Origin of the sequence: Candidatus Methanomassiliicoccus intestinalis Issoire-Mx1 (genome assembly GCF_000404225.1) — an archaeon.
In the GTDB taxonomy this organism is placed as follows: Archaea; Thermoplasmatota; Thermoplasmata; order Methanomassiliicoccales; family Methanomassiliicoccaceae; genus Methanomassiliicoccus_A; species Methanomassiliicoccus_A intestinalis.
Window position 1 is genome coordinate 1,502,550 of record NC_021353.1, and the last position, 15,849, is coordinate 1,518,398.

At 39.2% G+C, this 15,849-nt stretch carries 15 protein-coding genes; 7 read left to right on the top strand and 8 right to left on the bottom strand.

The window, feature by feature from the left end; translation table 11 throughout:
- Positions 1–30: 30 nt before the first annotated feature.
- Positions 31–1,026, top strand: coding sequence for a glycosyltransferase family 4 protein (locus tag H729_RS07215; protein WP_172618683.1), 996 nt, complete (start codon positions 31–33; stop codon positions 1,024–1,026).
- Here H729_RS07215 and H729_RS07220 read toward each other — a convergent pair whose 3' ends face one another.
- Genes H729_RS07220 through H729_RS07245 form a run of 6 tightly spaced genes read right to left on the bottom strand, consistent with a single transcriptional unit; the run spans position 1,027 to position 7,547 of the window.
- Positions 1,027–1,947, bottom strand: coding sequence for a glycosyltransferase family 2 protein (locus tag H729_RS07220; RefSeq protein ID WP_020449351.1), 921 nt, complete (start codon positions 1,945–1,947; stop codon positions 1,027–1,029).
- The gene (locus tag H729_RS09545) at positions 1,947–2,705 is read right to left on the bottom strand and encodes a class I SAM-dependent methyltransferase (protein WP_020449352.1); all 759 of its coding nucleotides are present in this window, start codon (positions 2,703–2,705) and stop codon (positions 1,947–1,949) included. Before H729_RS09545 ends, H729_RS07220 begins: the two co-directional genes overlap by 1 nt.
- Complete coding sequence (locus tag H729_RS07230) at positions 2,686–3,621, bottom strand: DUF1616 domain-containing protein (RefSeq protein WP_020449353.1); 936 nt, start codon at positions 3,619–3,621, stop codon at positions 2,686–2,688. Before H729_RS07230 ends, H729_RS09545 begins: the two co-directional genes overlap by 20 nt.
- Positions 3,621–4,706, bottom strand: a complete 1,086-nt coding sequence (locus H729_RS07235; RefSeq protein WP_020449354.1) for a glycosyltransferase family 4 protein — start codon at positions 4,704–4,706, stop codon at positions 3,621–3,623. Before H729_RS07235 ends, H729_RS07230 begins: the two co-directional genes overlap by 1 nt.
- Positions 4,703–5,881, bottom strand: coding sequence for a glycosyltransferase family 4 protein (locus H729_RS07240; protein ID WP_020449355.1), 1,179 nt, complete (start codon positions 5,879–5,881; stop codon positions 4,703–4,705). Before H729_RS07240 ends, H729_RS07235 begins: the two co-directional genes overlap by 4 nt.
- 1 nt (position 5,882) lies before the next feature.
- Positions 5,883–7,547 carry a hypothetical protein gene (locus tag H729_RS07245; RefSeq protein WP_147554414.1) on the bottom strand — a complete coding sequence of 555 codons (1,665 nt, stop codon included), beginning with the start codon at positions 7,545–7,547 and terminating at the stop codon, positions 5,883–5,885.
- Positions 7,548–7,757: 210 nt separating this feature from the next.
- Here H729_RS07245 and H729_RS07250 point away from each other — a divergent pair, with 210 nt between their 5' ends.
- The 6 genes from H729_RS07250 to H729_RS07275 are packed head-to-tail and all read left to right on the top strand — an operon-like array spanning position 7,758 to position 14,851.
- Entirely contained in the window at positions 7,758–8,594 is an 837-nt protein-coding gene (locus H729_RS07250) for a glycosyltransferase family 2 protein (protein ID WP_172618684.1), read from the top strand.
- 4 nt (positions 8,595–8,598) lie between these two features.
- Positions 8,599–9,771, top strand: a complete 1,173-nt coding sequence (locus H729_RS07255; protein ID WP_020449358.1) for a glycosyltransferase family 4 protein — start codon at positions 8,599–8,601, stop codon at positions 9,769–9,771.
- Complete coding sequence (locus H729_RS07260) at positions 9,768–11,183, top strand: B12-binding domain-containing radical SAM protein (protein WP_020449359.1); 1,416 nt, start codon at positions 9,768–9,770, stop codon at positions 11,181–11,183. Before H729_RS07255 ends, H729_RS07260 begins: the two co-directional genes overlap by 4 nt.
- 8 nt (positions 11,184–11,191) lie before the next feature.
- Positions 11,192–12,361, top strand: coding sequence for a glycosyltransferase family 4 protein (locus tag H729_RS07265; RefSeq protein ID WP_020449360.1), 1,170 nt, complete (start codon positions 11,192–11,194; stop codon positions 12,359–12,361).
- Positions 12,358–13,752 carry a B12-binding domain-containing radical SAM protein gene (locus H729_RS07270; RefSeq protein ID WP_020449361.1) on the top strand — a complete coding sequence of 465 codons (1,395 nt, stop codon included), beginning with the start codon at positions 12,358–12,360 and terminating at the stop codon, positions 13,750–13,752. Before H729_RS07265 ends, H729_RS07270 begins: the two co-directional genes overlap by 4 nt.
- A complete protein-coding gene (locus H729_RS07275; protein WP_020449362.1) occupies positions 13,742–14,851 on the top strand; it encodes a GNAT family N-acetyltransferase in 1,110 nt (369 codons plus the stop codon). The genes H729_RS07270 and H729_RS07275 overlap by 11 nt, the downstream gene beginning before the upstream one ends.
- Here H729_RS07275 and H729_RS07280 read toward each other — a convergent pair.
- A complete protein-coding gene (locus H729_RS07280; RefSeq protein ID WP_020449363.1) occupies positions 14,848–15,315 on the bottom strand; it encodes a CinA family protein in 468 nt (155 codons plus the stop codon). The genes H729_RS07275 and H729_RS07280 overlap by 4 nt on opposite strands.
- Complete coding sequence (locus tag H729_RS07285; RefSeq protein ID WP_020449364.1) at positions 15,312–15,821, bottom strand: nicotinamide-nucleotide adenylyltransferase; 510 nt, start codon at positions 15,819–15,821, stop codon at positions 15,312–15,314. Before H729_RS07285 ends, H729_RS07280 begins: the two co-directional genes overlap by 4 nt.
- Positions 15,822–15,849: the final 28 nt, after the last annotated feature.

Genomic DNA, 15,849 nt, shown 5'->3' on the forward strand with positions numbered 1-15,849 from the left:
TCCCTTAATAAATTAACCGGAGGAATACTCTTGAAAACCGCAATCATTGCACTGAATGATTACAATCAGGTCAAAGGAGGTACTGAAGTATTTACTAAACACCTGCATACTGTATTTCCTGAATCCACAATTATAACTGCACCGCAGAATATAGGGCAGATCTTCGCAAAAGCAGGTTTTCAAAATGAATACCGATCTTGGAAAGCTGGGAAAAGATTTTTGGAAATCGATGATCAATTTGATGCCATCTTCAGAAATGCCTATGCAGGCTGGAATATCAAAACTAGGTCTCCAATGATTAATATTTTTCATTTTACATATTCTGGTTTTTCACGGGAAGCCATGCAGGGAACAAAAGGTCGGTTTCAGGCTAAATACATCTCACCTTTTTTTGAAAAACTTTGTTTGAACAAGGGTGTCAATATTGCAGTCAGTGCAAAGGTTCAAAGAGAACTGAAAAGATACTATAAAACAGAATCCAAAGTCATAGAAAATGCAGTTCCTGATATATTTCATAACATACCTAAAGAAAAAGCTAGAGAAGAACTTAATATTGATTATTCAGGGCCTCTGGGGATATTTGTCGGACGTACAGACAGGACTAAGGGTTTTGACATAGTATCAAAAATTTCTAAAAGTATAAAAATAATATGTGTTACTCCTAATAGATTACAAAGTACGGATAATATAATAATAAGAACCAATGTAGAATACGAGGATATGCCCAAATATTATTCTGCTGCTGACTTTTTAATTTTTCCTTCAAGATATGAATCATCGGGATACTCAGTGATGGAAGCGATTAAATGTGGGATTCCGGTAGTGGCTTCAAAAACAGGCATACTTGAAGATATCGATGCAGAAGATGTTGGTGCAATAGTTGAAATTGGTAATGAAGAAGGGTATATGAAGGGAATCGAGAACGTCATCAAAACAAACTTTGTTCCTTCTTCCGAAATTGCCAGACGATTTTCCATGGAACGATTCAAAAAAGAGTATATGGAGTTGGTGAAAGAAATCGCGTAGTTAGAGATGTTTTCTACTCGCTCCATCTTTCCAACCTTTAAGTAAGCCAACTGCTTCAAACATTGTTCCAACAACAACGATGTAAATCGGCAGTTTACCCTCGGTTTCCTCTTTTTCTAAAATACCTTTTGGAGCAACGCGTTTGTTAATGAAATTAGACATTCTGCAGTTTACATAATGTTTAAATCTCATTTCTTCACTAAAATGTTTACGTACTAAATATGAATTATTTCTGCCCCATAAATACCTGAGTTTTAGATACCAACGAACTCTGTCTTTTCTATAAGATCCTTCGCACCATTCATGCCTTACAGCAGCAGTATCTGAATAAGCTATTGTATACCCAGACCTTACAACTTTAAGACATGCATCCGTTTCATCCTGATGAAATTTAAAATAAGGGTCAAATCCGCCAGCATCGATTAAAATTTGTCTTCTGAAAGACATGTTACATCCAACCATTACTGGATAAAGACCATCTAAGCATTCCTCACGAGATTCATCAAACCATCTTCCATCTGGAGCGACTGCATTTTTGCCCATTGATAAATTTCCATTCATATCAAAAACAGGACCGCCTACTCCCCCAACCATATCGTCATCATATTCGTCAATAATAGACTGCAACCACCCAGGCTGTGCTACGGCATCGTCGTCAATGAAACAAACTACATCCGATGTTGCTTCAGCCAAACCAAGATTCCTTGCAGAAGATATCCCGCCCAGAGTTTCCTGACGAATGAGCTTAAGTTCTCCCTTTGTAGCCAGCAGCTCCAGCATATCTCTGGTTCCATCGGTAGATGGTCCGTCAACAACGATTATCTCATCAGGTCTCGGCGTCTGTGATTCTATCGATCTGAGACATTTTGTAAGCCATTGTATTCGATTATAGGTACATACGATGATAGAGACAGAAGTCATTATTTCTCACCTTTTCTAAGCTGCATCATTAAGTGCCAGCTTCTGTTGCCATAATCTCTTTGAAAATCAGATTCCTCAATTCGCCTTATCGCGCTCGACAGTCTGCTAACGCCCAGGCTGTCTGTAAACATTAATGCATAACCACATAAAGGATACAATAAAAGTCCTCCATAGTGTTTGTTCACAACAGTGTAGCTGGGAAGCATTCCCAGCAACTCATCTGTCTTGTAGTGTTTATGCTCCAAAACTGAGTCGTTTTTTCCTAAGAGTATCTTTCGGCCTGCAGCGAAGATTCTGGAACGCTGAGCATCTATGTACCAAAATGAGCCTTTGTGCGGTACGGAAATTATCAAATGTCCTCCGGGCTGGAGAACACGATCTATTTCACTCAGAGACTTTTCAGGATTTGGTACGTGCTCTAAGACATCCAGCATTGAAACAGTAGTGAATGATTCGTCTTCAAAGGGCAGATTATCGGCACTCCCAAGAACAAATTCGAAATCGGGATAACGCTTTTTGGCTTCAGCCATTGTTCTTGTATCCACATCCAGGCCTACAGCTTTTGAACAGCGGCCGCCTACAGAACCTACTACTTCTCCGTCTGAGCATCCAACGTCCAGGTATGTTTCTCCATCAGACATCCATTCGGAGAGTATTCGGGTTCTTCCAAGCAGTCCGTTCTCAGAGCCATACACTACTTTGACTTTTGTAGTATGAGGTATTTGATAAGTGTCTTGATCATTCACTAGAGGGGACATAGACAGGCATCCAAAGTTGTAATGTTTGTTCACTGCTGATTAATGTAAAGAAGATAGTATGACTGCCTGGTGAAGGAACTGAAAAGTAAATGTTCAGGTGCAATTCCTCACCTTCATCGAGTGACAGTACTGTAGACTGCCCTGTTGAAGCGTCAAGTGAGATTACGGATCCAGGTGTAAAATAAACCGTATGCGTGTACCCTAACCCGTCCGAGACAATAAGCGTCAGATTTTCTGCTTCGGACAGGTGAGATTTTATGTTAACTACAACGTTTGACACTCCGGTTACTGTGGTGGGAAGTGTATCTACAGTGCCTGAAGGCCCACTTATGCTAAATTCTGCAAAATTCTCTTTTTGAGGTTCTTTGGCTAAAGTAACTGCAGACACGGCAGCAAACAATACTAAAGCTGCAACAACCATCATCAGCATCGACTTCTCAGCAGTCGTGTACTTTATGCCAGTTCCAACTTTAACATTTAGTATAAACGGATCTCTTGCCCATGAAATTCTCCTGCTTATTGCAATTATTGTGAAAATTACGGTAAAGATAAGAATTTCAAACGTTGCGGTTATTGTAGTTATTCCAAATATGCCTCTAGATAAGAAAGTTCCAGTTATACCTACGATTACAGCACTCAGCGCTACAGAAAGTGCAATTCTTTCAAGCATCGTGATCTCGTGAGTTTTTTCTGTTCTCGGCAGTGTAAACGACTGCGACATCAGCGCTGTGTTTCCAGGAAATAATGCAGAAACCAGAGCATATCCTACAGAAAAAAATACTGCGTAAAATGCAATAATGTCTAAAACAACCCCATACAGGCCTGCAAGACTCATAAAGAGCGCAACAACTACAATGACCAGATTAAGTATCAGATCAAAAGGTCTCGATGGTCCTGCAAAAACAAAGTTCTTCATTATAATGCCTCCAGACATGATTTTAATTTGGGAGCGACCGCTTCCCAGGAGTACTTATCAAGGATCAGTTTACGGCCTTCATTTCCAAGCGTATTTCCCAATTCTGGATTGCACAGAATCTGTGCGATTTTTTCATGAAAATTATCCTTAGTTCCGATTAAACAATTTTTCCCATCCACTAGTTCTGGAATCCCATCTACTGCAAGGCTGCTTACTACAATGGGACAGCCTACAGACAGGACATCTATTACTTTAGTCAAAATACCAACACCTTTCCACAGCGGAGCTACGCATACGTCTGCAGCTGAGATCCATAGAAATATATCCGGTACGTACCCCAGCATTACTGCATCATCTGTATTCTCAATAGTTCCGCTGCCAGCAACATACAACGTTGCGTCAGGAATCAGTTTCCTTAGGTCAGGAATGGCATTGTCAATCAAATACCGCACTGCATCTTCATTTGGATAATAGTTTAAAGATCCAAAGAAAAGGATGACTTTCTTATTAGCTGGTATTCCTAATTTAGATTTGGCTTCTGATTTTGGAGTTATTGTTACCATGCTTAAATCTGCACATGTTGGAATTACAATGAATTTTGATCTGTCAAAACCACTCTTCTTGTAAACATCTTCATCTTTTTCAGATACTACAATTATTTTGGATGCAGCCCTTGCCACTATTTTTTCCATCATCAGATTGGATTTTATAAATGCATTAGACTTTCCAACTGCCGCACCAAAATCTTTGATATTTCCATGATTATCCCAAACTGAAGGGATCTGCAGAATTTTGGAAGCCATCGCGCCAGCAAATGCATAGTACGAACCTTCTGCGAATATGATTGAATCTCTGTTTTTTCTTCCAATCTTCAGTATATTGAAGAAAGTTTTCAGTTCACTCAAAATAAATAAACCATATCTTTGAAATTTATTATAATTCTGATCATATACTCTGTTATCAAGTTCATCAGTAGATACGGGCAGTATTTCAGTCCATCCTGACAGGATATGGATAAGTTTTGGAGTTCGCTCACTGCTTTGAGGATTTGGAGTTATATATGGAACAAATATGATTTTGTTCATTGAGATTCCTCGTAAATGCAGCACAGTCTGTCTGCAGAAACACCAAAATCAAATTCACCAACCGCCAGATCTCTGGCTTTACAGCTCATTGATTTGAGCCTGCCTAGATCATTGAAGAGCATTATTGCTGAATCGGCAATGTTCTCTGGCGTTTGTGGAGCCATAATCCCTGCGCCTTCACCAACTATATCTGATTCTATACCTCGGCTAAATGAAGATAAGATAGGTATTCCGCAGGAGATGGATTCTATAGCAGTAAATGGAAATAGATCGTTTCTGCTACTCAGCATATAAAGATCTGCACAGTTGTAGAGTTCTGCCAAGCCATGACTGTCAAGATAGTCAGTGTGAATGAAAACTGTATCTACAAGTCCTAATTTTTGGATAAGTGCTCTTAAATTTTCTTCTTCCGGACCTGTTCCTTTAAGAATCAGCTTAAAATCTGGATCTTCTTCTCGTATTATCTTAGCAGCTCTGACCAGAATATCCATGCCTTTGTTATAATGCAGCCTTCCAACAGAAATCGCTACATTTTGATCAGTGGACAGCCCAAATTCCCTGCGGGACTCGTCTTTGTCCATAGGCCTGAATACCGAACAATCTACACCAGAATGAACTACTTGTGTTATCAGATCACTGTCGAATCCATAATTTATAAGATGAGTGGCTGCTGATTTGGAACGAGGAATTATTTTACAATTTTTTGCTATCCGTTTTCCCAACGTATTATAGAATTGTTTTTGGATGGTTCCTGCCATTCCCTGCATCAAAACATCTAATTCCTGCCATACAAATAACTTTGAATGTGAATTTTTAACTGCAGAATTTGAGTAGATAGTTCCCATCTGGAAAACTTCTCCAGATTGAACTATGTCAAAGCCATTCTGTTTAAGATATGTTTTCAAAGACGGTGTGCAGGGAAACACTGCAGGAGGGAAGATTGAAGTTAGTCGTGTTGGCACATATATGATGTTTATACCGTCACTAGAGCATTTTATAGTTGGCTCATAGGCGTCTGAGATGTATATTGTTACGTTATGACCTTTGGATGCCAGAGTCTTTGCTAGTTTTGTAATATTCAGATCATCGTCTGAATCTGGTACTGGATTTTTTGCAGTTCGTCCTTTTGGCAGATCAGCAGTTTTGGTAATCAAGTTTACCAGGGCGATGTTCACATTAAGTCCCCCTGACAAACATTACCTGATAACGCCCATTATCATAGACCTTAGAGTTCATTATTTCCTGATTTAAATAGAAATCATATCTGTCTTCAATTCCCCATTGTTTGTACCATAGCTCAGTAGTATCATCAAATAGGTATGAACCAGATCCAGAACTTGAAGCCATTTCTAGCACAGTTGTTGGATATGTTGCACTGAACTGCAGTCTTTGATATGATTCCCCATCGCCCCAGTCTTTATACGGATAATAACCTCCAATTACATAGGTCTGCGGTACTTCCTCAGATAAATAATCGGAAGCTGCGATACTTTCGGCACTGCTGGTATACAAACTCTGTTGATAAAACATCGTTGAAGCACAGGAAACAACTATACCTGCTACGAGTATAGTGGTTAATGCAGCAGTGATTTTCTTTTTTCTCAAGAGAGTTGGGATAAAGAACAGTGGTGCTACCAACATTAAATACAATATCCCTCTGTCGTATATCTGACCATTAAAGAACAATGCATCCAATGGAATAGCTAATGCCGGAATGAATAATAGAGGCAGTATGTGCTTTGGAATAGAAATTTTCTTTCTATTAAATACATATATTAACAGTCCAATGAGAGTTAATAATCCAAACAACAGGATAGTAAATGTACGGATTTGCGGGTAAAGAGTCCCAAATATATTCTCTGTGCCTGTCCTCATCTCATACTGATTTTGAACAGCTTGATCCATGAATCCAAGGTATTGAACTTGACCGAGAACAAACTGTGTCAGATTTAAAGTAAATTCAGCTGCTCCAACTAAAGACCACAGTATCCAGATTATCAAGAATAACGCTGCCGGCCAGTGTCCATTTGCCGGTGGTGCTGTAGTCTTAACTCTGTGATATATCCTACTGAGTATTTCCTTTACAACAACTGCACTCAACACAAAAAGCACCGTAGTCGGATGAGATACTGTCAAAAATGCAAATAATGCAACAGCAGTACCTTTCCAGACTGTTCCCTGTCTTTCGAGACACACAAAGATCAAAAGCCCGATTGCCAGACCTACAGACTGAGGAGAGAAATTAAACTGCAGCCACACATTTACAAAAGCGGCTACCAAAAACGCTACCCGGTATCCTGTCGCTGGTACGTATGTTCTAATAAACAGGTATATTGCAACCAATGTAAAGGCTGCAGCAAATACAGGATAAAATCGCAGAAATTCAATTACATTTGGATCAGCAATGGTTGAAAAAGTTGCAGCAAATGCAAAGAATCCAGGATAGTTATATGCATAAGAATAATCAGGATCATCGGGTATAAAACCAGTTGAAACTATTTCGAATGATGAATTGTAATGCATATATGAGTCCCATACAGCAGGATATGTCTGAAACAATGCCGTTGATCCCCATAATGTAACAAAGACGGCCATTGCTTGAATGAAAAATACCCGTTCAGATGCTGTGAAAGCACCTATTACAAGGGACAGTGTCATCACACCGATTCCAATCCAGAAACCAACAGGGAGCATTCCAAAAAGCCCAAATGACTCAGAGACTGGAATATGCTGTATTGAATATCCGTACGATGAGACTATGCATATCGCTAATCCCACCAACGTCAAAAGATAGAGGGGTAGTGGACGTACCCGGTATTCATTGTTCAAGAATTTCCCCATCTTTGAATCCTATTTCAACAGAGTGTTTATAAAATTAACCGATGAATATGATATTGTTTCAGAAGAAGCTACTGCTATTAAAACCGAAATTATAAGTAGCTCTCCTTTACAAAATAGGATCAATTCTAAGCAAACGCTGGACTATAAGATATGATTCTGAAAAGCAGTTTCTGCATAATACAGCGTACGCTCTGAATGAGGATGCCAGAAATGACCAAAAAGGTAGCAATTATCATACCTGCATTGAATGAAGAAGAAAGCATAGCAGATGTTATCGATAATGTGCTAGAAGTTGGTTATCAAAATCCAGAGTATAACCTATTTCTGGAGATCATAGATGGTCGCTCGTCAGATCGAACTGTAGAAATTGCCAGAGAGAAAGGTGCAAACGTAATAGTTCAAAAAGGAAAAGGAAAAGGAGTTGGAATAAGACAGACTATTGATCTTTGCTTTCCAAAAAATGTAGTAAATAGAACGTTATCTCTTGCATGCGGAAACTGTGATCAAGTTCAGGAAATTTCTTCACTTCTAGATACTAATTATATAATAATGCTAGATGCAGATGGAACATACCCTCCAAAGTACATCCCAGACATAATTGACGCTCTTGAATCTGGTGAGGACGTTGTTATGGGGTCTAGATTTAAAGGCACAATTGAAGAAGGCGCAATGACTGGAATGAATAGAATCGGAAATAAGATTCTGAGCGCTCTAGCTGCATTATTATACAGTCATAAATGCAGCGATATTTGCACAGGAATGTGGGGGTTTAAGACTGATGCATTAAAAGTGCTGCAGCTGGAATCTAAACACTTTGAACTTGAAGCAGAATTGTTCGCTGAGTCCATAAAGAAAGGATTGAATGTGGGAGAAGTTCCAATCAGATATTTGCCAAGGCGCGGAGAGACTAAACTGGTTCCGATAGCAGCAGGAGTCTCCATACTTGCCATGATCATAAAAAGAAGATTTTGGAATGCCGGTGGTGGTTTTGGATTTCGACTAATAAAACATAGCGATAATTCTGCAAATTCGATTCGTTCTGGATGATTATATGAAAATTGCAATGGTTACTCCAGAATTTCTCAGCTGGGGAGGGATAGGGAGCTATACGATGCAACTTGCAAAACATCTTCCAGATGAGTTTGAAATGCATTTAATCTGCCTAAATGGCAGTGACTGCTTATGTGATATAGACGTACACAGCTTAGGAGAATCAAAAGATACTTTCTTCTGCAATGGACAATTCCAATACAGGCTGTGGCGATCATTTAAAAAACTACAGAATGAGAACAAATTTGATATCATACACGCAAACCATGCCCAGATGCCAGACATCCTGATGAAATTAAACCGCAACGGAGTTCCATCAATAACAACTGTACACAGCACAATTGGCTCACAACGGCTTGGCACTAAAAATTCAGCCGCTCCGGTAGAGAGGTTGGAAAAGTCTGAACGAATGACTTATGCGCTCTATCCATTGCTGTCTGCTACCGAAAAATTCTATCTAAAACGATCACCTAACCTTATTTTCGTTTCAGAATACATACGAGACTGGTGTATAGATAAAATAGGTGTAGGAACCGATTCAAATGTAATTCCCAATGGCATAGACGCTGATGTATTTTCACACAAAGAATATAGTGAAGCAATACAGCATTTTCCACGATTGGATGGTATCGAAAATATTGTTTTGTTTTCTGGACGAATGATTGCTCTCAAAGGAATAGAAACTGCGATACTTGCCAAAAAAAATCTAGATGATAAGGCATGTTTTGTTTTTGCAGGGAATGGAGATGCATCGAGATGGATATCTTACGCACATACAATCGGTCTGGATGATAATGAGTGCATATTCCTCGGACCTGTAGCTTATCAGGAAATGCCATACCTATATTCGTTAGCCTCTGCATTTATACTTCCTTCTTTTTCAGAAAGCTTTCCACTGACAATCTTAGAAGCCATGTCGTGTGGAGTTCCAGTGATTGCTTCAAATGTCGGGGGAGTTCCAGAGATTGTTCAAAATGAAAAAGATGCCATGCTTATAAATGCTGGAAACAGCCAAGAATTGGCTAAAGCTGTATCCAGAATATTAGTTAATGATAATTTTGTAAATGATATTAAAATCAATTCACGTAACAAAATTTTAGATAAATTCAACGTGGAAACTATGGCAAGAAACACTGCAAACGCTTACATAAAAGCTATTGGAGAATCAAAATGAAAGTTCTTCTTGTAAATCCGCCTAGGTATAATGGAGTATCCGTTATACGTGAAGAAAGATGTGAAGTCACAGAAAGATATTCAGTATTGGAGCCATATTCACTTCTGCAGATAGCTTCGCTCCTGAGAAATGATAATCACAATGTATCATTCATAGATCTAAATGGATTGGATATGGGTTATGATACCCTCAAAGATAAGATAGAACGTACTAAGCCAGATGCAGTTTTGTTTCGTTTTACTCCCACCACATTTGATCATGATATGAAAACTGCCAGCATAGCTAAGGAATTGAATTCAGATATACATACAGGCGGACTGTGCTGGACACTTCACACTCTTGGATCACAGGTTATGAATGAAGCTCCTGACCTTGATGCATACATAACCGATGAATATGAAGTTGCATCTCCCGCATTAATTAATTCCTGGGAAAACGGAGATAACATCTCTCCCGGTGCAATAACAAAACATGGATATGGAGGAAATGTAGAGGCAATAAAAGATTATGATTCGCTGCCTCTTCCTGCGTATGATCTGCTTCCTAATTTAGATCCTTATTTTGTAACTGCTCCAGCAGGTCAGCCATTTAGCATATTATACACCAGTAAAGGATGCCCATTCAAGTGTTCATTCTGCACAGTTGCTGGTACTCCCTTAAAGATGAAATCTTCACAAAAGATAATTGAAGAGCTCAGATATCTTAAAGAACATTACAGCCTGCGCACAGCTTCATTTTTTGATGAAACATTTACATTCAATAGAAAAAGAACAGAAGAAGTCTGCAGATTATTGAAAGAAGAAAATCTGGATATTAAATGGTACTGCAATACAAGAGCGCATTTAGTAGATAAGGAACTTTTAGAAATGATGAGATCCGCTGGCTGCCGCGGAGTATCATTCGGAATAGAATCAGGGAGTCAAAGAATTCTGGATTCAGTAGGGAAAAATATCAAGATAGATGAAGCTAAAAATGCAATAAAATGGGCCAAAGAAGCCAAGATTAAGACATTTTGTTCATTTATTCTGGGTCTGCCTGGAGAAAACTGGGAAAGCGTATCTGAAACTATGCGTTTTGTGAAAGAAACGCTGCCAACATCAGCTCAGTTCAATGTAGCAGTCCCATATCCTGGTACAAAACTGTACGAAGACACTTATGGAAAGGATGTGCCAAACACAGATTTTAGAAAATTGTATCAAGACAGTGCGGTGACTGGGACCGCAGAACTTACTCCAGACGATCTCAACAACGCCAGAGAAGCTGCGTACAGAGCGCTGTATACATCTGGCAGGTGGTGGGGATCAAACCTAAAACACGTGATTACAGAGCCGTCTGATCTTGATCTTGCATTCAGGTACGCGTTGAAGATTGTAAACAATTTTGTTTTTCACAAAATGAAAGACGCCCATTGAGGAATTATATGGAAACTGCAAAGATACTGATGGTTTCAACATTTTATCCGCCATATCATCTGGGTGGAGATGCAATTCATGTAAAGTACCTCGCCGATGAACTGTCTAAGGCAGGTCACGAAGTACACGTAATTCATAGTTTAGATGCATATAATTTAAAAAAGAATGAAAAGAAGCATGAGAATGATGCTGACTCTGAACATATTTACAGATTAAAAACAGAACTGGGAGCTATTTCTGCGGCTGGCAGTTACATAATCGGTAAAAACAGAAGCGCAGACAGACTTGTAGAAAAAGTATGCTCAGAGATAAAACCAGACTGGATTCATTATCATAACATATCAATGTTAGGATGCGGAGTATTGAATAAAGGAAAATCCAAGAAAATATACACATGTCATGATCACTGGCCGTTTTGTCAGCGCAATGATTATATGAAATTTGGAGAGCGAATCTGCGATGAACAAAACTGTCTAAAGTGTTCGATAAAATCGCACAGACCAGTTAGAATAATCAGTACAAATCAAATCATGTCTGAGATTAAACGAGTGAATGCTATAATCGCTCCTTCAAAATATATGCAGAATATGCTATCTATGTTTGGAACAGAATCTGTTTTGATTAAAAATTTTGTTCCCCATCCTACTGAAAATGTCAACTTCGAGGGAAATTCTCATTTTATATACACTGGGGTTCTTGAAAAACACAAGGGTTTAGAGATACTCATTAATGCATATTTGAAATCTAAATCAGATGCTGAATTGCATATTCTCGGTGACGGATCATTGAGAGAGAATATTTTAAAAATGTCTGACAAGGGAATAAAATATCTAGGATTTCTTCCAAGATCTAAATTAATTCCAGAAGTTGCATCATCTCTCTGTATGGCTGCACCATCAATATGTGGTGAAAATTCTCCACTGTCCTGCATTGAAGCATTGTCAGTGGGTGTGCCGTTAGTTGTCTCACCCAACGGAGGATTACCTGAGCTTGCTGAAAACTGCGGAATCATTTCAGAACCTAATGATGATGATTTCGCGTCTGCATTAATCCAGATTTACAGTAATAACGAGTTGAGGGGTAAAATGTCGCACAATGCATTGATGAAGTATGAGAAAGAACATAGTCCGGAAGCCTTCATGAAGCAGTATTTTTCAGTGGTGGAGGCAATGATATGAGAGTAGCGTTGATAAACTCTGGTTTTGAGCCAAATGAAGGCGATTTACGACCCGCTCCGCCGTATGGAATAATGACCATTGGGGCATATCTTGAATCTAAAGGGCACGAAGTGTCACTGTTCGATTGGAGCGGAGAAGAACTGAATGATGAAAAAAGAAGAATGCTCATAAATTTTAAACCAGACATAGTCGGGATACACACGAAGATTTCGACCGCACTTCTGAGAGCCATTAAAATCAGTAAATGGGTTAAGGTAAAGGAGATTCCGGTAATATGGGGTGGTCCTGGAACAATGGTTATTCCAGAGCTTATGCTCAAGGAAGGTCCTGTTGATTATCTGGTACTAGGCGAAGGAGAAATTACTGCTGCAGAACTTCTGGAGTGTTTAGAAAAAGGGTCTTCTCTAAGAGATGTTAACGGTATAGCCTATTTAGAAAATGGAGAATATGTAAGAACTCCACCAAGAGAAAGAATGACAGATCTCGATTCACTTCCATCACCACTCTGGAATAAACTAGGAGATCTTTCAAGATATTTTACTCCGCTGTACGGCAGAAACGCTGTATCAATTGTTACAAGCCGCGGATGCCCAGGAAATTGTACATTCTGTTATTCAAAAATGATGTGGGGTTACAAGTGGTATGCATTCAGTCCACAGAGAGTTGTGAGCGAGATAGAAAACATTATGACACTAGACCCGAGGATAACGGGATTCATCATAATGGATGACTTGTTTGCTACAGATCCAAAAAGAGTTGAAGATATTTGCTCATTAATAATTAATAAAAAACTTGATATCATCTGGAACTGTGAAATTAGAGCAGACATGATAACTGAATCTTTATTAGATATCATGAAACGTGCTGGATGTAAGCAAATTTTAGTAGGTGTGGAATCCGGTTCAGACAGACTCCTGACCATGGTTAGAAAAGATATTACAGCAGATGACATAATCAAAGCATCAAATCTTATTCATGAAGCCGGTATGGAAGTCTATGCGATGGTGATCAATGGCCTTCCTACTGAGACTAAAGAAGATATCAGAAGTACAGAGCATATGCTTGACACGATAAAACCAGAATATACTGAATTTTTAACATATATGCCATATCCAGGGACAGCACTTTTTGAATCTGCTGTTGAGAATGGATTTGCTCCTCCGGAGAATCTGGAAGGGTGGGGAGACATGGGAACGTTCAGCGTCTCATCCATTCAGGATAAGGGATTATCAAGTTATGCCAATAAGATGTACATTTCAATGGAGAAGAGAACTAAGCGTAAGGCAACAATTAATTCTTATCTAAAATCAATTACAAAAGATCCGATTACTGCACCGATGAGAGCTATTAGATTTATGATGAAACGCAAGGGGGACAATAATGGAGCATGAAATTCTGACTTCGCAGGATGAGATAGAAGGCATAGAAAGAGAGTGGGAAATTCTGAGAAAATGCTGCGATGCATCAATATATGCGTCTCATGCCTGGGCTTTAGAGTGGCTGGATAAATTTGGATCGCATACGCAGCCTAATGTAGTTGTTTTGAAAGAAAATGGCAGAACATGTGCTATTGCACCGTTTATAATTACAGAACAGAAAACCGCAGGCATCAAAATCAAAAAACTATCAATGATTGGAAACGGTACAGGTACCACCGAACTATACGATCTCAGCATTCTCTGGTGCGGAGAGGCTGAAAAGATAGCTGATGCCCTTGCAGAGATCATAGATCAGCTGGACTGGAATGTCATACAAATACATGACATAAGGGAAGATGATGTTTCAACATTGCTTTATGAAAAAATATCTTCGCTTTGGGATACTGATGAAATAGTAAAAATTCCATGTCCATATGTAGAGTTAGATTCCATTTCAGATGCTCTGGATAACGCTTCATCGCGTACCAGACGAATGATCAGAAAAACATTACAGTCCCTTGAAGAAGATTCCAGGATAAGATACAGGAGAGTAGACATACCAGAAGAAGTGAAGGAAGCTGCAGAATTCTATGCACTGCATCACATATCAAGATGGGAAGACAAGGGTGGCAGCATCTTTTCAAATGAAGATATTGCCTCCTTTCTAAAAGATATTACAACATATGCTGCTAATGAAGGATATGGCGAAGTTTTTGAAGTCTGGATTGATGGTACGCTTGCATCACAGATGATATGTTTTGAAGATGGAGATGTTATGAGAGCATACCGGGTCGGCATGCAGCCTAGATTTTCGCAGTTGTCTCCAGGAAACTTAGTATCATACTACGCCATGAGCGAAGCTTTAAAATCAGGATTTACACGATTTGATTTTGGTGCTGGTTCTGAAGAATATAAATATAGATTGGGATCAAAAGATAGATTTTTAATGCGCATACAGTCAAAACGAGGATCTATGAAAACCATGTCTAAACTATCTTCACTTCCAGGTGTAAAATATGTATTAAACAAAAGCGGAGTTAAAGAAAATGCTTTGAAAGCAATAAATGATTAATCTTCAACAGCATTTATAAGGAGATCTAACACATAAGCAGAAGATTGCTTTCTAATGCTGTCTCTATCTCCTTTAAAAACCTCTTTTTTAGTTATAATCCGTCCTTTATAATCAACACCGAAACATACAGTACCAACTGGTTTTAAGTCTGTACCTCCATCTGGCCCTGCTATACCCGTTGTTGATATGCCAATGTCAGCACCGGTGACTTTTCTTATTCCAGATGCCATCTCGGCTGCGGTTTCGATGCTTACTGCACCATGCTGCATTAAAGTTTCTTTGCTTACGCCAATAAGATTTGTTTTAGAGTCGTATGAATAAGTTACGCAGGACGCAAGAAAATATTTTGAAGCTCCAGGAACACTTGTAATTATCTCTGAGACCATGCCGCCGGTGCAAGACTCAGCTGCGGCTAGTGTGAGATTGTTAGAGATTAATAGATTTTTTACTGCTTCGGAGATCATTGGGAATCGCCCATAAGCTGACGCAGCCGTTCATCGCCCTTAACTTCATAAATTGTTTCTGCTACGCCTTTTGGTACCAGAGACTGCCAGTCCCCGTTATTCAGCATTCTAGTCCTAACCTCAGTACCAGAATAGATGTGACGATCAAACATAGGTGCTATATCCACTTCATAACCAGCCTCTTCAAAAAGCCTGCGGGTTAATGGGTTATTGCTGTACACTGTATCAAACGGAGGCACCATAGACTCTACATGAGCTACCCACAATGAATACTGATTGATATCTACAATTGGAACTAGATAGCAGTTATCAATACCTTCATAACGGAGAGCTCTAGAGATCATTAAGTGTCTTTCACCTGCCGTAAATGGATTTTCAAAGGTGTGCGACAGTTGAGCACTCCCTATACCAATAATAATGCTGTCACTCTTTTGAGCGACCATCTTGATGACACTGAGATGTCCCTTATGAAATGGCTGAAATCTCCCTATAATAAGAGCGCTCATCAGAAGCACCATACACAAATAAGAATTA